The organism is Synechococcus sp. A10-1-5-1 (assembly GCF_023115425.1).
Lineage (GTDB): Bacteria > Cyanobacteriota > Cyanobacteriia > PCC-6307 > Cyanobiaceae > Vulcanococcus.
The window spans coordinates 1080170-1102895 of record NZ_CP096032.1 but is presented as its reverse complement, the minus strand read 5'-3'; the positions used below and the strand labels follow the sequence as shown (position 1 = coordinate 1102895).

20 protein-coding genes, 2 tRNA genes and 3 rRNA genes are annotated in these 22726 nt (G+C 60.6%); 13 read left to right on the top strand and 12 right to left on the bottom strand.

Annotated features, from left to right (window positions below):
• Nucleotides 1-18: 18 nt before the first annotated feature.
• From MY494_RS05985 to minD, 3 genes are read right to left on the bottom strand one after another with little or no spacing between them, the layout of a single operon-like run.
• The gene (locus tag MY494_RS05985; protein WP_247911799.1) at nt 19-222 is read right to left on the bottom strand and encodes a response regulator transcription factor; all 204 of its coding nucleotides are present in this window, start codon (nt 220-222) and stop codon (nt 19-21) included.
• Nucleotides 223-256: 34 nt separating this feature from the next.
• The gene (minE, locus tag MY494_RS05980) at nt 257-631 is read right to left on the bottom strand and encodes a cell division topological specificity factor MinE (RefSeq protein WP_247911798.1); all 375 of its coding nucleotides are present in this window, start codon (nt 629-631) and stop codon (nt 257-259) included.
• Nucleotides 632-635: 4 nt separating this feature from the next.
• Nucleotides 636-1451, bottom strand: coding sequence for a septum site-determining protein MinD (minD, locus tag MY494_RS05975; RefSeq protein WP_247911797.1), 816 nt, complete (start codon nt 1449-1451; stop codon nt 636-638).
• 79 nt (nt 1452-1530) lie between these two features.
• On the opposite strand from minD, the gene MY494_RS05970 reads away from it, so the two are divergent.
• The 3 genes from MY494_RS05970 to MY494_RS05960 are packed head-to-tail and all read left to right on the top strand — an operon-like array spanning nt 1531 to nt 3643.
• Nucleotides 1531-2517 (top strand): phosphatidylserine/phosphatidylglycerophosphate/cardiolipin synthase family protein, encoded by a 987-nt coding sequence (locus MY494_RS05970; RefSeq protein ID WP_247911796.1) that lies wholly within the window; start codon nt 1531-1533, stop codon nt 2515-2517.
• Nucleotides 2517-3050, top strand: a complete 534-nt coding sequence (locus MY494_RS05965; RefSeq protein WP_247911795.1) for a chromate transporter — start codon at nt 2517-2519, stop codon at nt 3048-3050. The genes MY494_RS05970 and MY494_RS05965 overlap by 1 nt, the downstream gene beginning before the upstream one ends.
• Entirely contained in the window at nt 3047-3643 is a 597-nt protein-coding gene (locus MY494_RS05960; RefSeq protein WP_247911794.1) for a chromate transporter, read from the top strand. Before MY494_RS05965 ends, MY494_RS05960 begins: the two co-directional genes overlap by 4 nt.
• Here the strand turns inward: MY494_RS05960 and minC are convergent.
• Genes minC through ctpZ form a run of 3 tightly spaced genes read right to left on the bottom strand, consistent with a single transcriptional unit; the run spans nt 3640 to nt 6867 of the window.
• Complete coding sequence (gene minC / locus MY494_RS05955) at nt 3640-4293, bottom strand: septum site-determining protein MinC (protein WP_371820693.1); 654 nt, start codon at nt 4291-4293, stop codon at nt 3640-3642. The two genes, MY494_RS05960 and minC, sit on opposite strands and share 4 nt — an antisense overlap.
• Before the next feature lie 10 nt (nt 4294-4303).
• Nucleotides 4304-5566 (bottom strand): HD domain-containing protein, encoded by a 1263-nt coding sequence (locus MY494_RS05950; RefSeq protein ID WP_247911792.1) that lies wholly within the window; start codon nt 5564-5566, stop codon nt 4304-4306.
• Nucleotides 5563-6867 (bottom strand): carboxyl-terminal processing protease CtpZ, encoded by a 1305-nt coding sequence (ctpZ, locus tag MY494_RS05945; protein ID WP_247911791.1) that lies wholly within the window; start codon nt 6865-6867, stop codon nt 5563-5565. The genes MY494_RS05950 and ctpZ overlap by 4 nt, the downstream gene beginning before the upstream one ends.
• Nucleotides 6868-6884: 17 nt before the next feature.
• On the opposite strand from ctpZ, the gene petB reads away from it, so the two are divergent.
• Complete coding sequence (gene petB / locus MY494_RS05940; protein WP_247911790.1) at nt 6885-7565, top strand: cytochrome b6; 681 nt, start codon at nt 6885-6887, stop codon at nt 7563-7565.
• Nucleotides 7566-7689: 124 nt separating this feature from the next.
• Nucleotides 7690-8172 carry a cytochrome b6-f complex subunit IV gene (gene petD, locus MY494_RS05935; protein ID WP_010315067.1) on the top strand — a complete coding sequence of 161 codons (483 nt, stop codon included), beginning with the start codon at nt 7690-7692 and terminating at the stop codon, nt 8170-8172.
• 65 nt (nt 8173-8237) lie between these two features.
• Here the strand turns inward: petD and MY494_RS05930 are convergent, their stop codons facing one another.
• Nucleotides 8238-9689: a glycoside hydrolase 100 family protein gene (locus tag MY494_RS05930; protein ID WP_247911789.1), complete on the bottom strand. Its 1452-nt coding sequence runs from the start codon at nt 9687-9689 to the stop codon at nt 8238-8240.
• Nucleotides 9690-10383: 694 nt separating this feature from the next.
• Here MY494_RS05930 and MY494_RS05925 point away from each other — a divergent pair.
• The 7 genes from MY494_RS05925 (at nt 10384) to MY494_RS05895 (ending at nt 17279) form a co-directional block, all read left to right on the top strand.
• A 16S ribosomal RNA gene (locus MY494_RS05925) occupies nt 10384-11868 on the top strand.
• A 174-nt stretch (nt 11869-12042) separates the two neighbouring features.
• Nucleotides 12043-12116: transfer RNA gene (locus tag MY494_RS05920), tRNA-Ile, on the top strand.
• Nucleotides 12117-12141: 25 nt separating this feature from the next.
• A tRNA-Ala gene (locus MY494_RS05915) sits at nt 12142-12214 on the top strand.
• Nucleotides 12215-12635: 421 nt separating this feature from the next.
• Nucleotides 12636-15511, top strand: a 23S ribosomal RNA gene (locus MY494_RS05910).
• 146 nt (nt 15512-15657) lie between these two features.
• A 5S ribosomal RNA gene (gene rrf, locus MY494_RS05905) occupies nt 15658-15774 on the top strand.
• The 16S, 23S and 5S rRNA genes sit together here with 2 tRNA genes alongside, the layout of an rRNA operon.
• A gap of 208 nt (nt 15775-15982) precedes the next feature.
• A complete protein-coding gene (locus MY494_RS05900) occupies nt 15983-16900 on the top strand; it encodes a YihY/virulence factor BrkB family protein (RefSeq protein ID WP_247911788.1) in 918 nt (305 codons plus the stop codon).
• Between the two features lie 31 nt (nt 16901-16931).
• A complete protein-coding gene (locus MY494_RS05895) occupies nt 16932-17279 on the top strand; it encodes a zinc ribbon domain-containing protein (RefSeq protein WP_247911787.1) in 348 nt (115 codons plus the stop codon).
• A 9-nt stretch (nt 17280-17288) separates the two neighbouring features.
• Here MY494_RS05895 and MY494_RS05890 read toward each other — a convergent pair whose 3' ends face one another.
• Genes MY494_RS05890 through MY494_RS05875 form a run of 4 tightly spaced genes read right to left on the bottom strand, consistent with a single transcriptional unit; the run spans nt 17289 to nt 19355 of the window.
• The gene (locus tag MY494_RS05890) at nt 17289-17687 is read right to left on the bottom strand and encodes a DUF2834 domain-containing protein (RefSeq protein ID WP_371820692.1); all 399 of its coding nucleotides are present in this window, start codon (nt 17685-17687) and stop codon (nt 17289-17291) included.
• The gene (locus MY494_RS05885; protein ID WP_247911786.1) at nt 17666-17950 is read right to left on the bottom strand and encodes an exodeoxyribonuclease VII small subunit; all 285 of its coding nucleotides are present in this window, start codon (nt 17948-17950) and stop codon (nt 17666-17668) included. The genes MY494_RS05890 and MY494_RS05885 overlap by 22 nt, the downstream gene beginning before the upstream one ends.
• A gap of 4 nt (nt 17951-17954) precedes the next feature.
• Nucleotides 17955-19115, bottom strand: coding sequence for an exodeoxyribonuclease VII large subunit (gene xseA / locus MY494_RS05880; RefSeq protein ID WP_247911974.1), 1161 nt, complete (start codon nt 19113-19115; stop codon nt 17955-17957).
• 24 nt (nt 19116-19139) lie between these two features.
• Nucleotides 19140-19355, bottom strand: coding sequence for a hypothetical protein (locus MY494_RS05875; RefSeq protein WP_247911785.1), 216 nt, complete (start codon nt 19353-19355; stop codon nt 19140-19142).
• Nucleotides 19356-19409: 54 nt separating this feature from the next.
• On the opposite strand from MY494_RS05875, the gene MY494_RS05870 reads away from it, so the two are divergent.
• Nucleotides 19410-20183, top strand: coding sequence for an HAD family hydrolase (locus MY494_RS05870; protein WP_247911784.1), 774 nt, complete (start codon nt 19410-19412; stop codon nt 20181-20183).
• 9 nt (nt 20184-20192) lie between these two features.
• On the opposite strand, the gene hrpB is transcribed toward MY494_RS05870, so the two are convergent.
• Nucleotides 20193-22712, bottom strand: coding sequence for an ATP-dependent helicase HrpB (hrpB, locus tag MY494_RS05865; protein WP_247911783.1), 2520 nt, complete (start codon nt 22710-22712; stop codon nt 20193-20195).
• Nucleotides 22713-22726 lie beyond the last annotated feature (14 nt).

Below are 22726 nucleotides of genomic sequence, written 5' to 3'. Positions count from 1 at the left end.
CTGCTCCCTCGCCAGAGCTTATCGCTCGGTCATGGACCAGAGCAGCAGCTGGGTGCGGTTGCGGCAACCGGTTTTGCTGAGGAGTCGTGAGAGGTGGCATTCGACCGTGCGCCGGCTGATGGCCAGGGCGGTCGCGATCGATCCGTTGCTTTTGCCGTGTCGCAATTCAGAGAGCACGCGCCGCTCTGCTGGGGTGGGTTGAAGTCCTGCGGGGGCAACCATGGGGAGAGGCAGCTCCCCTCAGCTTTCCCAACGATCAGCCCTGGCTGACGATGGCCTCTTCGGCTTCGCTCTCTTCTGCTTCGGCTGTAGGGGCTTCGTTGGTTTCCTCTGCCTCTGCTTCGTCCTCGGTTTCGGCCGGGGTGGGTTTGAAGATGGCCCGCCGGATCGGCAGGTTGGCCACCAGGGCGGTCACGCGGTCCTCGGTCTCGAGGCTGACATCGCCTTCGCTGAGGTCGATCTCGACGTAGCGGCTAACCACCTCGAGGATCTCGCGGCGCATCTGCTCCAGCAGTTCTGGGTTCAGGTCGCTGCGGTCATGGGCCAGCACCAGCTGCAGGCGCTCCTTGGCCGTGGTGGCGCTGGCGGGCTGACGCCCAAGCAACTTGTCGATGAATTCGCGCAGGCTCATCAGTTCAGAAAATCTTGGTTTGCATCAGGCGGCTGAGCTTGGCGCGCAAGCCTTGCTTCACCTTGGAGGGATCGATGAGCGGCACGTCCTCACCGCAGATCCTCCGGGCGATGTTGCTGTAGGCCGTCGCGGCGGGGGAGTTGGAGCCGTTCAGGGTGAGGGGTTCACCGCGGTTGGTGCTCACGATCACCTGCTCGTCTTCCAGCACTAGGCCAAGCAGCGGCAGGGCCAGGATGTCGGTGACGTCATCCACCGCCAGCATTTCCTGGTTGGCCATCATCTTCGGGCGAACCCGGTTAAGGACCATCTGAATCGGCTTGATGCCCCGGGTGTTGAGCAATCCGATCACCCGGTCAGCGTCCCGCACCGCGGACACTTCAGGGGTGGTGATGACGATGGCTTCCTTGGCAGCAGCGGCCGCATTCTTGAAGCCGTCCTCGATGCCTGCCGGGCAGTCGATCAGCACGACGTCATGGATCTCGCCGAGCATCTCGGCGATCGTTTGCATGTCCTCGGGCTTCAGCCACTCGAGCATCCGCGGATTTCCCGCCGGCAGCAGAGCCAGGTTGGGCTCCTGCTTGTGCTTCACCAGCGCCTGCTCCAGGCGGCAGGTCTCAGCGAGAACGTCCTGGGCGGTGTAGACGATCCGGTTCTCGAGGCCCAGCAGGAGATCAAGGTTGCGCAGACCAAAGTCGGCATCCAGCACTGCAGTGCGCATGCCCTGCCTGGCTAGAGCAATGCCCAAGTTGGCGGTGAGGGTGGTTTTGCCCACACCCCCTTTGCCTGAGCAGATCAGGATGAAGCGACTACTGGAGGCCACAGCGAACCGAAACGTGGTTGAAGGTTAAGGCCAATTCAGCCGTTTCTCTCTAGACATCAGAGGTCATCTCTGGGCCGCCATGGCAGCCAGTCAGCGTCTTCTCGTGATGCCCGATGACGGGGCCGAGGCAGTCGTTGCATTGATCGACCAGGCCCAGTCCCAATTACTGATCAAGCAGTTCAAGCTGCAGAGCGAGGCCGTCGAGCAGGCCCTGCTTCGCGCCCAGCAGCGCGGTGTGCAGATTCGCGTGATGCTCAATCCCCATACCTCCGGCGGTGACCGGTGGAACGACGAGGCCTATGCCTTGCTTGAGGGTTGGGGTGTGGAGGTGGCCTGGACCAGCGAGCGCTTCCCGGTCACCCATGAGAAATCCATGGTGATCGATGGCCAGGCGGCCCTGATTGCCACCTTCAACCTCTCAGACAAGTACTTCACCGAAACCCGTGATTACGGCGTGGTGAGCCATGACCCGCTGGTCATCGAGCAGGTGGTGGCTGGGTTTGAAGCGGACTGGGAACGCGTGGCGTTTGATCCGCGCCTGGATGTGGGCTTGGTTTGGAGCAATGTCCACAGCCGCGGGCAGATGGCCCGGGTGATCGATAGCGCCCAGGAGTCACTGCGGATTCAGCACCCCAAGTTTGTGGATGCCGTGATCCTGGAGCGGCTGGTGGCTGCCCAGCAGCGGGGGGTGAAGGTGCGGGTGCTCTGCGGCGGCAAGCACGGCCTGAGCGATTGGGATGTCTATGACACTTTCAGCTCCCTACGGCTGCTGGAGCATGCCGGGGTCAAGATCCGGCGTCAGAAGCAGCCGAAGCTGCACGCCAAGTTGATCCTGGTGGATGAGCAGGCCGCCCTGACCGGCTCGATGAACATCGACCGCAGTGCCTTTGATCTCCGCCGGGAACTGGGCATCGAGGTGGATGCGCCCGATGTGATCGCTCGGCTTTCGCAGGCCTTCAACGCTGACTGGGAGGCAGCCAAGAAGTACAGCGCCCCTGACCCCCTGGATCCGGCGTATCACGAGGCGGGAGAGCTGCCGCCCGACCCCCACTTCGTTCACGACTGATGCCTCCCACCCATTGGCAGTTGTTCTGGGGCATGCAGCAGGTCGCTCTCTCCTCCTTTGGCGGCGGGCTCTCGGCCTGGAGCGAGCGGATCGTGGTTGAGGACAAGGCCTGGATGACCAAGCAGGAGTTCATCACCGGTCTGACGGTGGCGCGCCTCTTCCCCGGGCCGAACCAGATCAACATGGCGATCTACATCGGTAGCCATTTCCGCGGCTTAGGCGGTGCCTTGGCGGCCGTGGCGGGGATCCTGTTGCTGCCCTTCAGCGTCTTGATGGGGCTGGGGCTCGCCTACTACTACCTGCACACGTCAATGGCGGTGGATCGTCTCCTGGCGGGAGTGATCACGGCGTCCGCAGGGATGGCCCTTTCGATGGGCTTCAAGATTGCCGCTGCCTATCTCCATGACCGCGTCGCGCTCTTGTTGGCGGCCATCAGCTTTGTGGCGATGACCGTCTTCCACGTTCGCCTGGTGCCCCTGGTGCTGGTGGCGGGTCCCTTGGCGATGGCCTGGTACTGGCCGAGAAAGCCATGACCCTGCTTCTTGCTGCGGTCTGCCAACCAGCCCATCTGGGCGATTGGCGCAACCTGATCGCCGTGATCTGGGATTTCCTCAGCCTCTCGCTCTTTTCCCTGGGCGGTGGGAACACGCTGCTGGTGGAGTACCACTACATGGCGGTCGACAAGTACTGCTGGCTCAGCTCCCAGCAGTTCGCCGAGATCTACGCCATTGCCGAAGGGGCCCCGGGCCCGAGCTCCATGATCGTGGGCTTGCTTGGCATGGGAGCGGCCTTTGAGGAGGGGCCGCTCTGGGCGCTGTTTAGTGGGGTGATGGCGGAGGTGGCGATCCTGCTGCCCTCCACTTTGTTGATGGTGATCGCGGCCTTGAGCTGGAATCGCTTCAAGACCTCACCCTTTCGGCTGGCCTTCGAGCGGGCGATGGGGCCGATCACCTTGGGCGTGCTCTTTGCCGTCGGCCTGAAGATCCTGCGCATCTCCGATCACGACACGCCGGCCTATGCCGTCTCGGCGGTGGTGTGCTTCTTGATGCTGCGCACCAAGATCTCCCCCCTCTGGTTCATGGCCGTGGCTGCTGGCCTGGGGGCGTTCGGCTTGGTGAACCGTTAGCCGTCCTGGGGCCAGAGCGGTTCGGCCGGTCGGATGGCAATCACCCCCTCGATCAGCAGGGCTTCCTCACTGAATCCTGGAGGAGGAAGATCCTCAGGGCCCCGCGCCACGGCATTGGCAATCCGCAATTGCAGCGGCCGCAGCTGCAGCGCCACGATCCGGGCGGCCGTGTTGCCGGCTTGGCCGGCATGGGCAATGCCGCGCAGCCTTCCCCAGACCCTTACATCCCCGCCAGCGCTGACCCGGGCCCCCGGGTTCACATCCCCCAGCACCAGCACTGAGCCGTCGACTTGCAGGTGGTCGCCCGAGCGGAGGGTGCCCCGGTGGATGGTCAGGTCCTTGGCGTCCGGCCCAGCTCGAGTCGGCTCCCGTTGGGTGTCTCGGATCAGGGCGGTCTCCAGTCCAAGCGCTGCGGCAGGCACCAGGCTGAGGGCCTCCCGGGATTCGACGCGCACCAAGGTCCAATGGGCTTCTTTGAGCTGCTCGGCAATTGCTTGGAGTTCTGGCAGGGTCAGGAGGCGGTCCTCACAGACCAGCGCCGCGGTGCCCATGCCGTCTGCAGCCCCCAGCTGTGAGCGAATTTCCTCGAGAGGCGAAGCCTCAGCCTTGCGAAGGGGCCTGAGGAGGAAGCGACGGGAGTCAGCCTGCATGGCGTGCAACTTAGGGATCTCCAGCCGCAACTTCCAGGGCCAGGGCCTCGCGGATCGCGGGGGTGATCTCCGGTGGGTGAATCAACCAGGCGGTTTGGGTCGGTTGGATCAAGCTGCGAATCAGGGGTGAACGCTGCTCGATGGCTCCCAGCTGATGGCCATCCCAGAGCCGCAGTCCACCTTTATATGGGTGATACCCGTGGTTGCTCTGCTGGTGCAGTCCGCAGCAGAGGTCTGGGCGGAGTCCGGCTGCCTCACTCAGGGTCTGTGCTCGTGCCAGCAAGGCCAGGCGTCTCTCCTGCGGGAGTTGGCTCAGATCCGAGGCCCGCAGCAGTTCTCGGTTGAGCACGCGCCGGCAGAGCTGTTGGAGCGGGGCCGGTCCCTCCTCCAGCCAACGCTGCAGGTGGTAGCCCGTTCTGACATCGTCATTACCCAGAAACGACTCGAGATCCAGAGCCTGGGGGTCCCAGAGCCAGTGCTGCATCACGGCATCGGCCCAGATCTGAGCCGGACCCAGTTCGCGTGCGACCGCGATGGTTCGGTTCAGCAGCCAGTTGCAGACCACATTCAGGCGGTGGTTGTAGACGCTCCGGTACATCAGGTTTCGCACCACTAAGTAGTGCTCCACCGCCATGAGTCCTTTGGGCTGCAGCGCCAGCTGGCCATCGGGGGCCAGGGTCAGGCTGGCGAGGATGCGCTCGAGGTCGAGTACCCCGTAGCTGGCCCCGGTGTTGTAGCTGTCCCGCAGCAGGTAATCGAGGCGATCGCAATCGAGCTGACTGCTGACCAGGGCCTTGATCGCTGGATTGCGGTAGCGGCCGTGCTCGAGCAGGTCCGCCACTTGATCAGCGGTCCCCGGCGCAAAGGCCTCGAGGGGATCCCGCAGTGAGGGGTGCTCGCGGATGAGGCGACTGGACCAGCTCTCATGGTGCAGTCCATACATCTCCTCCCCGGAGTGGCTCAGCGGGCCATGCCCCACGTCGTGCAGCAGGGCCGCGGCGTAGAGCACTCCACGGTGCTCGTCCAGTTCCGGATGGTTGCGCCCCAGGTTCCCCAGGGCTTGGCGGGCCAGATGCAGAACCCCCAGGGAGTGGGTGAAGCGGCTGGACTCGGCTCCGTGGAAGGTCAGGTAGGCCGGTCCCAGTTGTCGGATGCGTCTGAGGCGCTGAAAGACCGGCGTGTCGACCAGATCGATCGCCAGGGCTTCCGCTGGCTCCCGTCGAGACAGGCGGATCGCCCCGTGCAGTGGATCGTGATAAGTGCGAGCGCTCATCCGGCCTCGATCTGATCAGCCAGTTGATTGACGGCCACCTCCAGCCAGGTGTCTCCATCCCCGCCGGGGTTTAAGGGTTCAGGATCTGCCAAGCGCTGGTTGGGCTCGATTCCGAGGTTCTGGATGTCCCGGCCGCTGGGGGTGAGGTAGCGGGCCACGGTGACGGCGAGCCCACTGCCGTCACCGCCCAGGCCGATCAGGCTTTGGATCAAGCCTTTGCCAAAGGTCCGGGTGCCCAGCAAGGGAGATCTCTCATCGTCCTGCAACGCTCCAGCCAGGATTTCACTGGCACTGGCGGTTCCGCCATTCACCAGGGTGAGCATCGGCCCGCCATAGAGCTGGCCGCGGCTGGCCTGCTGGGCATCGCTGAACCCATCACGGTTTTGGGTTTCCACAATCGGGCCCCCATCCAAAAAGACGTTGGCGACGGCCAAGCCTGCGCTGACCAATCCCCCCGAGTTGTTTCTGAGATCAAGGATCAGGCCGTCGATGCCCTGGGACTGAAGGCTTTCCAGTGCTTTGGCTAGCTCCTGGGGGACCGGCTCGGCGAATTGGGCAATGCGGATGTAACCCAACCGATGTCCTGAAGATTGGATCAGGCGACTGCGGACGGGCTGCAGGTCCACCTGCCGGCGCTTGAGCTCCACTTCTTGGGTTTTGCCTTTTGGGGTGATCAGCTCTAGAAGAACGGAGGTGCCTTCCTTCCCCCGCAGACGAGCGGCGGTGGCTTCCAGTCCCAAATCCGCGGTGCTCAACCCGTCGACTTGGCTCAGCACGCTGGCACTGCTGATCCCCGCCTCGGCGGCGGGGGAGCCCTCGAGGGGGGCTATGACGACGATGGCCGTGTCGTCCTGTCGAATGCCCAGCTGCAGTCCGACGCCACTGACGCTTCCTTCTGTATTGGCTTTGAGGGTGAGGAAGTCAGCGGGTCTGAGCAGGCGGGTGTAGGGATCCCCAATCGGGGCGAGCATCGCTTCGATGGCCTCGTAGGCATCGGTGCTGCTTTGGATTGACCGCTCCAGGGCCTTTTGCCGCAGCCGCTTCCAATGAATGGTTTCGAAGCGGTCTGGATCGACGTAGCTCTGGTTGACCAAGCGCCAGCTCTCGACCACAAGTTGTTGGCCATCGTTGAGCGCCAGGGCAGGGGTGGCGGTCAGCCAGAGGCTGAGAATCCACGAAAGCGCAGTGGCGGCAATCGATTTCAGCTCACTTGAGCGCCGCTGAATCGGTTTTTGTGGCGGTGATGTCACAAGCGGCGGCGCGCTCACGTGCGGCAGGAGCAGATCGGTAGACTCTGCCAACCAAACCCAATCGCTGCATGGCGAATTCCTCACCCGCCGCTGGCGGAAAGTCATCGCCCGTCTACGACTGGTTCAACGAGCGCCTGGACATTCAGGAGATCGTTGACGATGTCGCGTCGAAGTACGTACCGCCCCACGTCAATATTTTTTATTGCCTGGGCGGCATCACCCTGGTCTGCTTCCTGGTTCAGTTCGCGACCGGCTTCGCGATGACCTTCTATTACAAGCCGACCGTGGCTGAGGCCTACGCCTCGGTTCAGTACCTGATGACTGACGTCAGCTTCGGCTGGCTGATCCGCTCCGTTCACCGCTGGAGCGCCTCGATGATGGTGCTGATGCTGATCCTGCACGTGTTCCGCGTGTACCTGACCGGCGGCTTCAAGCGTCCCCGTGAGCTCACCTGGATCACTGGTGTGACCATGGCCGTGATCACCGTCTCCTTCGGCGTGACCGGTTACTCCCTCCCTTGGGATCAGGTCGGTTACTGGGCCGTGAAGATCGTTTCGGGTGTTCCCGCAGCTGTCCCCGTGGTGGGCGACTTCATGGTTGAGCTGCTCCGCGGCGGCGAGAGCGTTGGCCAGGCCACCCTTACCCGCTTCTACAGCCTTCACACCTTCGTGATGCCTTGGCTGCTGGCGGTGTTCATGCTCATGCACTTCCTGATGATTCGGAAGCAGGGCATCTCCGGTCCCTTGTGATCTCTGCCTGGGGATCGCATTGTTGCGATCCCTGACGGCTCTCCATTGACGGCTCCGCCAAACCCAGGGCGGTTTCTAGCCTTCCTTCACTGGGCAATACACGACCTTCACGACGGTCACTCTCATGCACATCCTTAAGAAGCCAGATCTCAGCGATCCCAAGCTGCGGGCCAAGCTCGCCAAGGGCATGGGACACAACTATTACGGTGAGCCGGCCTGGCCGAACGACCTGCTCTACATCTTCCCGGTGGTGATCCTGGGAACCCTGGCTTGCCTGGTGGGCCTGGCTGTCCTCGACCCCGCGATGCTGGGCGATAAGGCCGATCCTTTTGCCACTCCTCTGGAAATTCTTCCTGAGTGGTACCTGTATCCCGTCTTCCAGATCCTGCGTGTGGTGCCCAACAAGCTCCTGGGTATTGCTCTGCAGACCATGATTCCTCTGGGTCTGATGTTGGTGCCCTTCATCGAGAGCTTCAACAAGTTCCAGAACCCCTTCCGTCGCCCCGTGGCCATGGGTGCCTTCCTGTTCGGCACCGTGTTCACGATCTATCTGGGCATCGGCGCTGCTCTGCCCATCGACAAGTCCCTGACCCTGGGCCTGTTCTGATCGAGTGGGTTGCTCTTCAGCCTTCAAGCCCCGGCGTTAAGCCGGGGCTTTTTTTGTGCCCGATCTCAGGGTGTGTTGATGTCGAGCATGCCCACGTCTTCGGTCTTGACCCGCAGGAGGTGGTGGAGCAGTAGGAATCCGACGATGGTCCAGGTCTGGTAGGTCCGAGCCTGTTGACCGACCCAGGTGCCAGTGGGGCCATCGAAGTACTCGGCCCACTGCTGCCTGGGCAGTTGGTTGAGCTGCATCCAGTAGCACTCTTCGAGCATGGCCTGCATTTGCCCCATCAGCAGGACATCGGCTGTTGGATGGAGTTTTTGATGCAGGAGCACGGCTCCGCCGAGGTACCAGAGCAAGCTGGGCCAGTGGCCACCGTTGTGATAACTCCAGGGCCAGTTTTTGGGGTCGGATCCGGTTTTCTCACTCCACTTGTCACCCTCGAGCGGGGGATGACAGATGCGCATCGGCATTTGCGCCATGAGGGCCTCGCGGTTGTGCAGGACCAGTCGGAAGAGGGCCCGTTGCTGGGGTGCGGTGATCAGGCCAAACAAACAGCCCAGAGAATTGCCCAGGCTGTAGAAGCGGAAGTCCGGCCTGCCAGTTCGCATGTTGCCGATGAGATACCCCCCGCGGTCCTCCAGCCAGTCCTGTAACCAGGGGGGAATGACCTGTGGCTGGACGTTGAATTCGTTGAGGGACTGCTGTTCGCCGTATTGCTCTGTGGGCCGGCGACGCAGGACTTGCATGGTCTTGCTGGTCACCCAGTAGTGCTTCAGGAGGTATCGGCGCAGGTCGTATTTCCACTGTTTGGTCAGCACCAGGCGCTGTTCCAGTAATCGGCTGTTGTGGCTTTTCTGGGCCAGCTCCATGAGTTGGCAACAGCAACCAAGGCAGCCAAACAGCAGGACCTCGACCTCGAGTGGAGCGCCCCAGACGTCCATGGGGCGGTCAATCATGAAGGAGCAGTCCGGCACGAAGAGCACCGGAGTGCCCTCAAAGGTGGGGTGAAGGACCAGATCGAGCAGCAGCTGGATGCCCCTCTGGACTTTCTGGCTGGAGCCGAACTCGTAGTCCTTGCTGCGTTTGACGTAGAGCCAGCAGAGGACAGGCCACCAGAGGCTGGCATCAACACTGGTAATCCGACCGATGGAGCGTTGCCCGTAGTCGGCCAGGAGTTCTTCGCCTTGCTCAACAAAGCTGGTGGGGAAGACGCCGCGGGTCTGGTAGGTGCTGCTTTGCAGCTCCAGGGAGATATCGAGGAAGTTGCGAACGATTTGGTAGCGGCCTTTCAGCAGCAGGTAGAGCATGACTGGGACGTTGTCCCGCAGGAAGACCTCGTCGTAGTTGAGGGCGTCACCTCCACCTCCTGGATGGGAGAGGGCTGCCACCGATCCAACGAGTTCGCCTCGGATACGAACCAAGGTCCGCTCGAAATGCTCTTCTGCTGCCGCGACGACTGCTTCTTCGCGGGAGCTAGGCCTGACACGAAGTCGCTCTTGGCTGAATTGCTTAGCCAAGATTGACCTCCCGCTTGTCGCGGCTCTCTGCTCAAACCCTAGAAATGGTCTGGGCTTTCGTCATCCTGGTGTGCCGAGGTTGACCCCAGGGGGGTGAGTGGTGTTATGTTTGTGTGCTGCGAGCAAACCGCGAGGTGAGCGAGCAGCGAACTGAAAGCTGGGGTGACCTGGTGATGTAGGTTCGATCGGCGGCAGTGATGCCGCTCTGAGCTGAAAACTGGGTTTACCCGGTGATGTAAGTTCAACAAGCGGTCGAGAGGCCGCGGACCGATAACCCGAGAGACCTGAGAGGGTCGAGCTGAGAAGCGTGTGGTTGTTGGAGCACCTGGACAACTGAACGTTTAGGAACTGACGCTTTCACTGCGTTAGTCGCGAGCTGAGGCTGAGAGGCTGAGGTGAGTGGTTAACGAAGATGCAGTGAGGGTGTGAGGTCCCGTCAAAAATTATTTAGTTGTGGAAGCTTGCTGCTTGCATGATTGTCGACTCTCACGGTTGACGGTTGTGTCGGTGTGCAGTGAGTGGAGCAACGACCGGATCTGAGATCCTGGAAAGTCTGAACGAAAGAGATTTTGTTTTGCACTCTTTGAACGCTTCTGTCAGAGGAAGTGGCATCAACTGCAGCAGTGCGCCAGTGCTGACTGTGGGTGAAGCAAATCAAATTGAGACTGTGAAAGCAGTCAATAGGATTTGATCTACAACGGAGAGTTTGATCCTGGCTCAGGATGAACGCTGGCGGCGTGCTTAACACATGCAAGTCGAACGAACCTTCGGGTTAGTGGCGGACGGGTGAGTAACGCGTGAGAATCTGCCCTCAGGAGGGGGATAACGGTTGGAAACGACCGCTAATACCCCATATGCCGCGAGGTGAAATGAATTTCGCCTGAGGATGAGCTCGCGTCTGATTAGTTAGTTGGTGGGGTAAAGGCCTACCAAGACATCGATCAGTAGCTGGTCTGAGAGGATGATCAGCCACACTGGGACTGAGACACGGCCCAGACTCCTACGGGAGGCAGCAGTGGGGAATTTTCCGCAATGGGCGAAAGCCTGACGGAGCAACGCCGCGTGAGGGATGAAGGCCTCTGGGCTGTAAACCTCTTTTATCAAGGAAGAAGATCTGACGGTACTTGATGAATAAGCCACGGCTAATTCCGTGCCAGCAGCCGCGGTAATACGGGAGTGGCAAGCGTTATCCGGAATTATTGGGCGTAAAGCGTCCGCAGGCGGTCTGTCAAGTCTGCTGTTAAAGCGTGGAGCTTAACTCCATTTCGGCAGTGGAAACTGACAGACTAGAGTGTGGTAGGGGCAGAGGGAATTCCCGGTGTAGCGGTGAAATGCGTAGATATCGGGAAGAACACCAGTGGCGAAGGCGCTCTGCTGGGCCATAACTGACGCTCATGGACGAAAGCCAGGGGAGCGAAAGGGATTAGATACCCCTGTAGTCCTGGCCGTAAACGATGAACACTAGGTGTCGGGGGAATCGACCCCCTCGGTGTCGTAGCCAACGCGTTAAGTGTTCCGCCTGGGGAGTACGCACGCAAGTGTGAAACTCAAAGGAATTGACGGGGGCCCGCACAAGCGGTGGAGTATGTGGTTTAATTCGATGCAACGCGAAGAACCTTACCAGGGTTTGACATCCTGCGAATCTCTTGGAAACGAGAGAGTGCCTTCGGGAACGCAGTGACAGGTGGTGCATGGCTGTCGTCAGCTCGTGTCGTGAGATGTTGGGTTAAGTCCCGCAACGAGCGCAACCCACGTCGTTAGTTGCCAGCATTTAGTTGGGCACTCTAGCGAGACCGCCGGTGATAAACCGGAGGAAGGTGTGGATGACGTCAAGTCATCATGCCCCTTACATCCTGGGCTACACACGTACTACAATGCTACGGACAAAGGGCAGCAAACTCGCGAGAGCTAGCAAATCCCATAAACCGTGGCTCAGTTCAGATCGTAGGCTGCAACTCGCCTACGTGAAGGAGGAATCGCTAGTAATCGCAGGTCAGCATACTGCGGTGAATACGTTCCCGGGCCTTGTACACACCGCCCGTCACACCATGGAAGTTGGCCACGCCCGAAGCCGTTACTCCAACCCTTGTGGAGGAGGACGTCGAAGGTGGGGCTGATGACTGGGGTGAAGTCGTAACAAGGTAGCCGTACCGGAAGGTGCGGCTGGATCACCTCCTAACAGGGAGACAAACAACGATTTTGATGCCTGAGTACTTTTATTCTTAGGCCGAAATCCTGTCACCTTAGGTCGATCGGTACCTCAACTTCAATCCTGTGAGTCGCAAGACTGCACAACGATTGATTTTTAGTTCCTAAACGTTGTCTAGGTCACCCCATAGAGGGTTCACTTCCTGGGCCATTAGCTCAGGTGGTTAGAGCGCACCCCTGATAAGGGTGAGGTCCCTGGTTCAAGTCCAGGATGGCCCATTCCAAACTCCATTTTGGATCCTTTGGGGGTTTAGCTCAGTTGGTAGAGCGCCTGCTTTGCAAGCAGGATGTCAGCGGTTCGAGTCCGCTAACCTCCACTAACATATCTGAACTCCAAAGCCAGGAAGAGCTTCTTGGTTGGTGACTAGACGTTGTTCGCTGAATGATTCCACTGGATAGCCAGTCGTATTCAGCCTCAGCTCATTCGATTGACACGGTTGTGTTGATTTGGTTGAGCTGATGCTGAGTTCACTCCTGAAAGGGAGGGGATTTAGCAGAACCTTGACAACTGCATAGGTGAGTCTGGAAAGACAAAGCATCTCATAGAGGCTAGTTCGAAAGAGCTAGTGATTCTATTTTTTGAGAGCCGAGACCTTCTAGCGTTCTTCCCAATCCGCCGAGGAGCGGGGAGTTTGATCCTTCTTTCTAACTGATGAGTGAGCAGAGCAATCTGTTGATTGATTAAGAGAAAGTCGAGAGAATGGGCCTCAACAGCCTGAAGCGTTAGGAGGATAAATTGGTCAAGCTACAAAGGGCTCACGGTGGATACCTTGGCACACAGAGGCGATGAAGGACGTGTTTACCTGCGATAAGTCTCGGGGAGCTGGAAAAACGCTTTGATCCGGGAATTTCCGAATGGGGCAACCCCTAGAACGGCCAGCTGAATCTATAGGCTGGCGCGAGCCAACCCAGCGAACTGAAACATCTTAGTAGCTGGAGGAAAGGAAAGTAAAAACGACTCCCTAAGTAGCGGCGAGCGAACGGGGAAGAGCCTAAACCGATAGTTTCGACTATCGGGGTTGTGGGACAGCAACGTGTATCAGGGATGTTAGAAGAAGCGTTTGAATGGCGCGCCACAGAGGGTGAAAGCCCCGTATTCGAAAACTGAACTGAGCTAGCTGTATCCCGAGTAGCACGGAGCACGTGGAATTCCGTGTGAATCAGCGAGGACCACCTCGTAAGGCTAAGTACTCCTGTGTGACCGATAGCGCAACAGTACCGCGAGGGAAAGGTGAAAAGAACCCCGGGAGGGGAGTGAAATAGAACATGAAACCGTGAGCTTACAAGCAATGGGAGCCCTACTCATAGGGTGACCGTGTGCCTGTTGAAGAATGAGCCGGCGACTTATAGGCACTGGCAGGTTAAACCGGAAATGGTGGAGCCATAGCGAAAGCGAGTCTGAATAGGGCGATTGTCGGTGTTTATAGACCCGAACCCGGGTGATCTAACCATGGCCAGGATGAAGCTTGGGTGATACCAAGTGGAGGTCCGAACCGACTGATGTTGAAAAATCAGCGGATGAGCTGTGGTTAGGGGTGAAATGCCAATCGAACCCGGAGCTAGCTGGTTCTCCCCGAAATACGTTGAGGCGTAGCGTCTAGTGCTCCAGCAGGGGGGTAAAGCCACCGTTTCGGTGCGGGCTGCGAGAGCGGTACCAAATCGAGACGAACTCTGAATACCCTGTGTGTAACTAGGCAGTCAGACTGTGGGGGATAAGCTCCATGGTCGAAAGGGAAACAGCCCAGACCGCCAGCTAAGGTCCCCAAATCAACACTAAGTGATAAAGGAGGTGGGATTGCCGAGACAACCAGGAGGTTTGCCTAGAAGCAGCCATCCTCAAAGGAGTGCGTAATAGCTCACTGGTCGAGCGATCCTGCGCCGAAAATGAACGGGGCTAAGTGTTGTACCGAAGCTGCGGATTAAACTTGTTTAATGGTAGGGGAGCGTTCTATGTGGGGTGAAGCGTTAGCGTAAGCGGGCGTGGACTGCATAGAAGTGAGAATGTCGGCTTGAGTAGCGAAAAAATGGGTGAGAATCCCATTCCCCGAAACCCTAAGGGTTCCTCCGGCAGGCTCGTCCGCGGAGGGTTAGTCAGGACCTAAGGCGAGGCCGAAAGGCGTAGTCGATGGATAACAGGTCAACATTCCTGTACTGATCATGTTTTGGGAAGGAGGACGGAGAAGGCTAGCCAATCCGGATGTTGGTTACCGGTCCAAGCGTTCGAGGCGTTGAGAGCTGGCGAAAACAGCTTGAGCTGAGGCGTGAGTGCGAGCTGCTACGGCAGCGAAGTTGGTGACGTCAAGCTTCCAAGAAAAGCCCTATACCCGTTAAGGCATGATTACCTGTACCCGAAACCGACACAGGTGGGGTGGTAGAGAATACCGAGGGGCGCGAGGTAACTCTCTCTAAGGAACTCGGCAAAATGACCCCGTAACTTCGGGAGAAGGGGTGCCAGCGAGAGCTGGTCGCAGTGAATAGGCCCAGGCGACTGTTTACCAAAAACACAGGTCTCCGCTAAGTCGCAAGACGATGTATGGGGGCTGACGCCTGCCCAGTGCCGGAAGGTTAAAGAAGTTGGTCAGCGCAAGCGAAGCTAACGACTGAAGCCCCGGTGAACGGCGGCCGTAACTATAACGGTCCTAAGGTAGCGAAATTCCTTGTCGGGTAAGTTCCGACCCGCACGAAAGGCGTAACGATCTGGGCGCTGTCTCGGAGAGAGGCTCGGCGAAATAGAATTGTCTGTGAAGATGCGGACTACGTGCACCCGGACAGAAAGACCCTATGAAGCTTTACTGTAGCTTGGTATTGTGCTCGGGCTCGCAATGCGCAGGATAGGTGGGAGGCTTTGATCCATTGCTTGTGGGTGATGGTGAGCCACTGGTGAGATACCACTCTTTGCGAGCTAGGGTTCTAACGGTTACCCGTTATCCGGGAACCGGACAGTATCTGGTGGGCAGTTTGACTGGGGCGGTCGCCTCCTAAAAGGTAACGGAGGCGCGCAAAGGTTCCCTCAGGCTGGTTGGAAATCAGCCGACGAGTGCAAAAGCAGAAGGGAGCTTGACTGTGAGACCTACAAGTCGAACAGGTACGAAAGTAGGCTTTAGTGATCCGACGGTTCTGAGTGGAAGGGCCGTCGCTCAACGGATAAAAGTTACTCTAGGGATAACAGGCTGATCTCCCCCAAGAGTTCACATCGACGGGGAGGTTTGGCACCTCGATGTCGGCTCATCGCAACCTGGGGCTGAAGTCGGTCCCAAGGGTTGGGCTGTTCGCCCATTAAAGCGGTACGCGAGCTGGGTTCAGAACGTCGTGAGACAGTTCGGTCCATATCCGGTGCATGCGCAGGAATATTGAGAGGATTTCTCCCTAGTACGAGAGGACCGGGAGGAACGCACCTCTGGTGTACCAGTTATCGTGCCAACGGTAAACGCTGGGTAGCCATGTGCGGAGTGGATAACCGCTGAAAGCATCTAAGTGGGAAGCCCACCTCAAGATGAGTATTCCCATGGCTTAAGCCAGTAAGGTCACGGGAAGAACACCCGTTGATAGGCTCTATGTGGAAGCGCAGTAATGCGTGAAGCAGAGGAGTACTAATAGACCGAGGGCTTGACCAAATCTCATCTCTCAAAACACAGTGTCCGTCAGGTCACTGTGGAGAGCTTTGACTTCCAGAGCGACTGCCGGAAGCCTGCGAAAGCAAGCCAAGGGCAGACTCGTAACCTATGCAGTTCTCAGGGTTCACCTGAGAGCGAATACCTATCCTGGTGTCCATGGCGCAGTGGAACCACTCCGATCCATCTCGAACTCGGCTGTGAAACGCTGTAGCGCCGACGATATTTGGGGGGTAGCCCCCTGAGAAAATAGGTCGATGCCAGGTAAAACATTCGCTCCAATCACTCAACTCATGCTGCTTGTCCTTGAACGGTTAAGCCATGGGTTGAGACGAGAAAGCCACCCCACAAGGGTGGCTTTTTTGTGTCTACACGACAGCAGCAGCTGGGGCCTGTGGGGCTGAACTTGCTCTGAAGCCCACTCCGAGCGCGGAGTTCCTTTTTGGATGAAGGCCTATTGTTGTTTTAGGCCAGATGAATTTGCAGGTGTTGGTGCGTTCGCGTCGATGGCGCGCGATGGTGAAGCCGTTCTGGAAGGCCTACCGCCTCTGGGATCGTGAAGACTGTGTGGATCTGAGCGCCGCATTTGCCTATCACAGTCTTCAATCCTTCTTCCCCATTCTTCTGATTGCACTGGGTGTTGCTGGCCTGGTCCTCGGTCGAATGGACGGCTTGGCAGATCAGGTGATTGCTTTTGCCGATCAGATCCTGCCCCCTTCAGCATTGCCCTTGGTGAGTACGACGCTGCTCCGTCTGTATAAACAAGGGACAGGAGCCGGCTTGATTGGTCTCATCTTCTTGGTGATCTCATCGACCAATGCGTATCTCAGTCTCCAGCGCGGTGCTGATCGACTTTGGGGTTTTCGTCCAATCCTGACTCCACCAGAAAACTGGAAAAAGCCGGTCTGGAAGTTCATTCGTAATCGCATTGAGTCGCTTGTTGTTGTTGTTCTGATTGGCTTTTTTGTGGTCCTCGATCAGGTCACAACGAACCTGCGCTTGCTGAAGCCAGGTAGCTGGCGCTCGCTCCTCGAGAGTTGGCTACCGGAGAAATTGCACCTCTGGGCCCCTGTCCCATTGCTGGTGGATTTGGGGATCAGCGTCTTGATTAGCTGCTCCCTGGCTTTCGTCTTGCTGGCATTCATGCCGACGCGAAGGGTCCCGTTGAAGCCACTGCTGCCCGGCGCTCTGCTGATTGGCTCAGCCCTGACGGCCCTGAATCTCGCCCTAGGCCGAAGCTTGATCTCGCTGGGTGCTCGTTTCCAGGCCTACGGGGTGATCGGTGGCGTTCTGGTCCTCAGCCTCTGGGTTTGGCTGGTGGCGTTGGTCGTCTATTACGGCATGGCTTTGAGTGTGGTCTGCAGCAAGCGCCGTGAGCTTTCGGCGGGATGATGGAGGCGGCGCAGCTCTGTTTGGCTAGGCGATGCAACGTCCGATTCCTTGGCTCTGGATCACCCTGATCGGCGTCCTGCTGATCGCTCCAGGCTTGGCCGGTCGTCTGTTTGTGGATGTGCTCGAGGGCATCACCCTGCTGTTGGTCTTTGGCCCTCTGGTCCTCGGCGGTGCCGGTTTTTTGGCCTGGCAGTGGTTCAAGCGCCGTCTGGTGACCTGTCCTGCCTGCGGGACCCCCAGCGTTGGCGCCCCGCTCTGCCCGGCTTGTGGGGCTGATCTCACTCAGGTGCCTCCGGCTGGATCGGCGTCACAACCCATTGATGCGCCCGCGAGCGATGCCGTGGTCGACGTTCAAGTCCAGGACGTCACCGATCGCTAGGGAGAGCGCTCAGGCTTCTGCAGTTCGGGCCATCTCAGCTAGACGTCGCTCCCGCAGGAAGAGGAAGAACGGAGCGGCGAAGGCAAAGGCGATCGTTCCTGCGCTCAGCAACACAACCCAGAGATGGCGCATCTGTAGGCGTCGGCTTTCGACAATCATCCAGACCGTGATCGCTGAGGCTCCCACCAGCAGATCGCGCGACAGCGATTCGGCTGCGGGATTGGCATTCGCCAGGGCGATGAACTGGGCGATGTCAAAACTGCCGCCGTACTCCCGGATGAACTGCAGGTTGGAAAGCCAGGGCAGAACGCCACCCGCTACGGCCAGCGCGAGATAAATCCAGGCCAGCGCAGGTTGCTGAACGGGTTTGGAGTCCATCGCGATCCCTAGGCGCTGAGTGCCTCCCATTCGACCACTTCCTGGGCGACCTGCTCGAGCACCACTTGGCAGCGCGCGGCGTAGGCCTCGGCCCGTCGATAGAAACCGGCCATCTCCTCCACCTCCAAATCCGCCGATTGCAACTTGGCCAGGGTGAGTTCCAGGGCGGTGTTGGCCTCCTGGTAGCTCAAGCCCTCTATCTCTTTCTGCCACTGCTCTCGCTCTGCAGCCTCTGCCGCCTTGCCCTTGCTGGCGGTCTTCTTGCGTTTGGCTTGGGGTTTGGCTTCCGTCATGGCGTCAGGGTTGGACAGGGTGTGCGCTCACCCGCTCCACCACGGCATCGATCTTGCCGTCTACCAGCTCCAGCCTGAGTTGATCTCCGTCTTGGCTTTGGCTGACGGAGCGCAGCAGCGAGCCATCGGCCTTGCGCACCAAGGAGAAGCCGCGCTTCAGCAATCGTTGTGGGGAGAGGGCCTCGAGCAGCTGCAGCCGTTGTTGCAGCCTGGTGCGCTCCCGCTCGATCAGCAGGCTGGGGTGGCATTCCCCCAGCCTCTGGCGCTGCAGCTCGAGCCGCTGCTGGCTTTGCTGCAGGCGGTGCAGCATGAGTTGGCGCACGATCGCCAGACGGTGCTGGAGCCCCTGGGCCAGGGCTTCTCGATCGGGCAGGAGGGCAACGATGGCGGCGGTTGGAGTGGCGGCCCTGTAGTCCGCGACGAGATCCGCCACGGTGGTGTCATCCTCATGCCCCAGCCCGGTCACAACCGGGATCGGACTGGCCGCCAGGTCGCGGGCTAGCTCCTCGTCATCGAAGACGGCAAGGTCTTCTCGGCTTCCGCCTCCCCGTGCCAGGACGATCGCTTCAATCCGCTGCTCGCCGCTGGTCTGGATGACCTCGGCCAAACGCTCACGAATCTTGGCTGCGACCATCCCCTGCACGGGGATCGGCACGACGTGAACCGTGGTTGCTGGCCAGCGCTCCTGGGCTGTGCGCAGCATGTCCGCTAAGGCGGAGCTGGGGACGCTGGTCAACAGGGCGATCGCCGCTGGCATCTCCGGCAGGGCCCGCTTGCGCTCCGCCGCAAACAGGCCCTCCGGTTCAAGGACCGAGCAGACCCGCTCGAACTGCCGCAGAACCGCACTGAGGGCCGGCCGGATGTCGAGGATCTGGACACAGAGATTGGCGCGGCTGGCCCAGAAGTTGAGCTTCCCCACCACCAGCACCCCATCTCCTTCGCTGGGCTGATAGCTCAGGCGCTCCCGCTGGGAGGACCAGACAACCCCGGATATCGAGGCCGATTCATCGACCAGGGTCAGCCAGAGATGCCCTTTTTTTAGTTGGGGCCGTGAAACGGTGGCTTCCAGCAGAAACCGCGGTGCAAAGCCACGTTCCAGCAGCGATCCAATCGCTTGGTTCAGTTCCGCGACGCTGTAACGGGGAATGCCGGAGTCGTTCTTCAGCACGGGCTCAGGCGGGGAGGAACATCAGCGCTCGAGTTGGCGGTAGCAGCTCCACCAATAAAGACAAACCAGGGCGCCGATGAGGCTCAAGACCAGCCCAACGGGGTTCTGGATGTTGAACAGGGCAAGGGTGGTTAGCACCAGAGCCGAACTGAGCAGGCGGGCACCGTCGCGGCGATTTTTGGCGTAGAAGCGGGCCAGGACTCTGGGATACGCACAACCACAACCAGTTTGACCCACCGATAGCGTTGGCGCGCCTTAGCCCGCGTGCCTGTGACGTCCCCTCGAGCACGCTTGCAGAGTCAGCTCTCGGCGCCACTGCCGGACTGTCCCGAGCTGGTCCTGGTGACAGATCTCGATGGCACCCTCCTGGGGGGACCCAGCGAAGAGCGCCGGGCCTTTTATCGCTGGTTGGCTCAGCAGCGGGAGCGTGTTCTTCATGTCTTCTGCACCGGTAGGGACCTCGGCGCCATTGCGAAGGTGCTGGGGGAGGACGAGCCGCTGGGGCTGGCCGCGCCCCATCTCGTCATCGGTGATGTGGGCTGCACGGTTGCTTGTGGTGCCTCGCTAGTGCCGGTTCCCTTGGCCGTGGATCCCATTGAGCAGCGCTGGCAAGCCCTCGAACCGCGGTTGAGAACCTTGCTGGAAGGTCAGCCTGGGCTTGAGCTGCAACCGATGAGCTCCAATCGTCGTCTGGCCTTCTACGTCGACCTGGAACAGTTCAACCAGGACCTAATCCCTGTGCTTGAGGCGGAGGGGGCCACGGTGGTGATGTCGGATAACCGCTATTTCGATGTGCTCCCTGGCGGGGTGAACAAGGGTTCAACGCTGCTCTCCCTGCTGGATTGGCTGGAAGCAGACCATGCCTCGGTGGTCACGGCCGGGGACACCCTCAATGACCTGGCGATGTTCGAAACCGGCCTGAAGGGGGTCATGGTCGGCAATGCAGAGCCGGCCCTGGTGGAGCAGTTGCCTTCTCTCTCTGGGGTCTACTACGCCCAAGGCCATGGCTGCCAGGGGATTGCCGAGGGCCTGCGTCACTTTGGGTTTGGTCACCTCTGGAGTTGAGGTCTCGCCTTAGCGCTGTTGTTGCTCCAACCGTTTTTTGGTGAGGGCCGTGGCCGTCGCGTTGGCTGGATCCTCGGGCCAGGGATGGCGGGGATAGCGGCCCCGCAGGTCTCGCCGAACGTCCTGATAGGCCCCACTCCAGAAGCCCGCCAGGTCTTGGGTGATCGCTGCGGGTCGACCGGCCGGTGAGAGCAGCTGCACCGTGACCGGGAGTCGTCCGCGCAAGACCGTTGGGGTGGTGGCGGCGCCGAAGAGTTCCTGCAATTTGACGGCCAGCACGGGTGTTCCGCTGCCGTAATCCAGGCTGGCTTGGCGGCCGGATGGAATGGCCAAGCTCGTGGGAAGCAGGGTCTCGAGCTCTTGCCTCATCGACCAGTCCAGGCCGCTCCAAAGGGCCTCACAGAGATTGAGTTCTTGCAGGTCCTGGCGCGAGCGCAGTCCATCGAGTTGATCCCCCAGCCAGTTCAGGGGATCTGCCAGAAGGACCGCATCGCTTCGGTCCAGCCAAGGCTCCCCCAATTCCCGGTGGGCAAGGCACAGCCTCTGTTGCAACTGCCGCGAGCCTTTGCTCCAGGGCAAGGCCTCCAGCCCTAGGTCGACCAATCCCTCCAGTAGCGCGGCCCGCAGGGCGGCGGCGGGGGGATCACGCAGGGGCCGGCGCTCCAGCGTGAGTGCGCCCAGTTGGAGGCTTTCTTCGGCCTTGACCCGCTCTTGGGCCGGATCCCAGCTCACCGCTTGCAGGCGCTCGCCCTGTTCTTGCGCCAGGTTCTCGATGCTGCTTTTGGGAAGGGCCAGGGCCAGCTGAATCCGGCAGTCGCTGCCGCCACCATCGGCATGGGCAATCGCCAGGGCTTCGCTTCCCCAGAGGGGGTCGCCGGGATGGAGTTCCGCCCCACGGCCCGAGCGGAGCTGGTAGCGACCGGGCGCGCCTGGGCGCTGCAGGCTGACCCGCTCGGGGTAGGCATGGGCAATCAGCTCAGCGCAGAGCACCGCCTCGTCGCCACTGCTCAGGGGTGGTTGGGGGGGGCGGGCTGCCGCTGTCGTTCCTTTGAGCTGACGCTCGAGTTGGGCCTGCAGCTGCTGGATGGAGCGGCGGCGATGGTCTCGCTGGCCCTGCCGCAGCCAATCCAGCCTGCGCAGCAGGTCACAGCCGGCCTCATCAAGCCGCAGTGGGTCCCGTTCGCTCAACAGGGCTGCCAGGGCGCAGCCCAGGCTTGGCACACCCAGCTCCCGGGATCGCAGCAGCACCTGCCCGAGGCGCGGATGCACCCCGAGCTGGCTGAGTTGCCGGCCATGGCTGCTGAGCTGTCCGGTGCTGTTCAGGGCTCCCAGTTGCTTCAGCAGCTCCTGCCCCTCCAGCAGGTGGGGCCGCGGGGGGGGCTCGAGCCAGGGCAGGTCATCGCCCAGCCCTGCACCCCACTGGGCCAGTTGCAGCACCAGGGGAGCGGGGTCGGCCTCCAGGAGGGCGGGTGGATCAAAGGCTGGGCGCCGCTGTTGCTCCGCGGGGCTCCAGAGGCGAATCGCACGTCCCGGCCCCAGTCGTCCGGCTCGGCCGGCCCGTTGTTCGGCACTGGCCTGGCTGGCCGGCAGGGTGACCAGGCTCTCCATGCCGCTGGATGGATCGAAGCGGCTGCGGCGGCTGAGGCCGCTATCGATGACCAGGGCGACCCCTGCAATGGTCAGGGAGCTTTCAGCAATGGCCGTCGCCAGCACCACCTTCCCTGCTGGGCTGCGACTGGCTTGGATCGCTTGGCTTTGCTCCCCCAGGGGCAAGTTGCCGTGCAGGGGGCAGATCTCCAGACCCTTGGCCCAGCTGGTCCTGGAGATCGCCTCCTGGCACTGCTGGATTTGGCGTTGCCCCGGAAGGAACACCAGGGCGGTCTCGTGGTCCTGCCGTTGGTCAAGCCACTGGCTCTCAAGGGCCCGCACCACCTGCGCCGAGAGGGTCTCCCGCTCCCGCGCCGGTTGGTGCTGAATCGCGACTGGGAAGCTCCGTCCTTCGCTGGTGAGCAGCCCGGCCTCAGGGAGTTGTTCGCGCAGGGGCTGCAGGTTCAGCGTCGCTGACATCACCAGTAGCCGCACCTCCGGTGCGATGAGAGCGCGGGCCTCCCGCAGCAGCGCCAGGGCCAAGTCCGCCTCGCTGCGACGTTCGTGGAATTCGTCGAAGATCACGCAGGCCACCCCCTCTAGGCTGGGGTCCGACTGCAGTTGCCTGAGGAAGAGACCGTCGGTCACGACCTCCACTCGGGTGTCGGCCGAGATCCGGCTCTCCATTCGGACCCGATAGCCGATCCGTTGGCCGACGTCTTCCCCAAGGCTGCTGGCCAAGCGCTGGGCCGCGGCTTTGGCCGCCAACCTGCGGGGCTCGAGCATCAAGATCCGCCCGCTCTCCTGGGGTAGGGCCTTGAGCAGGGCCAGGGGAACCCCTGTGGTTTTTCCGGCTCCGGGGGGAGCCTGCAGGAGCAAGGTGCCACCGGCATCAAGCCGCTGCACCAGCTCGGGCAACAGCGGATCAATCGGAAGCGGCACGGTGGCGGGCCCGG

What these genes read in the sequence shown, in the direction of transcription:
- petD (WP_010315067.1), top strand. Translation starts at nt 7,690, where the DNA reads ATGCACATCCTTAAGAAGCCAGATCTCAGCGATCCCAAGCTGCGGGCC.
- minC (WP_371820693.1), bottom strand. Translation starts at nt 4,293, where the DNA reads ATGCAGGCTGACTCCCGTCGCTTCCTCCTCAGGCCCCTTCGCAAGGCT.
- MY494_RS05885 (WP_247911786.1), bottom strand. Translation starts at nt 17,950, where the DNA reads ATGACGGAAGCCAAACCCCAAGCCAAACGCAAGAAGACCGCCAGCAAG.
- MY494_RS05900 (WP_247911788.1), top strand. Translation starts at nt 15,983, where the DNA reads ATGAATTTGCAGGTGTTGGTGCGTTCGCGTCGATGGCGCGCGATGGTG.
- MY494_RS05960 (WP_247911794.1), top strand. Translation starts at nt 3,047, where the DNA reads ATGACCCTGCTTCTTGCTGCGGTCTGCCAACCAGCCCATCTGGGCGAT.
- MY494_RS05950 (WP_247911792.1), bottom strand. Translation starts at nt 5,566, where the DNA reads ATGAGCGCTCGCACTTATCACGATCCACTGCACGGGGCGATCCGCCTG.
- MY494_RS05965 (WP_247911795.1), top strand. Translation starts at nt 2,517, where the DNA reads ATGCCTCCCACCCATTGGCAGTTGTTCTGGGGCATGCAGCAGGTCGCT.
- minE (WP_247911798.1), bottom strand. Translation starts at nt 631, where the DNA reads ATGAGCCTGCGCGAATTCATCGACAAGTTGCTTGGGCGTCAGCCCGCC.
- MY494_RS05890 (WP_371820692.1), bottom strand. Translation starts at nt 17,687, where the DNA reads ATGGGAGGCACTCAGCGCCTAGGGATCGCGATGGACTCCAAACCCGTT.
- petB (WP_247911790.1), top strand. Translation starts at nt 6,885, where the DNA reads ATGGCGAATTCCTCACCCGCCGCTGGCGGAAAGTCATCGCCCGTCTAC.
- MY494_RS05985 (WP_247911799.1), bottom strand. Translation starts at nt 222, where the DNA reads ATGGTTGCCCCCGCAGGACTTCAACCCACCCCAGCAGAGCGGCGCGTG.
- MY494_RS05895 (WP_247911787.1), top strand. Translation starts at nt 16,932, where the DNA reads ATGCAACGTCCGATTCCTTGGCTCTGGATCACCCTGATCGGCGTCCTG.
- MY494_RS05970 (WP_247911796.1), top strand. Translation starts at nt 1,531, where the DNA reads ATGGCAGCCAGTCAGCGTCTTCTCGTGATGCCCGATGACGGGGCCGAG.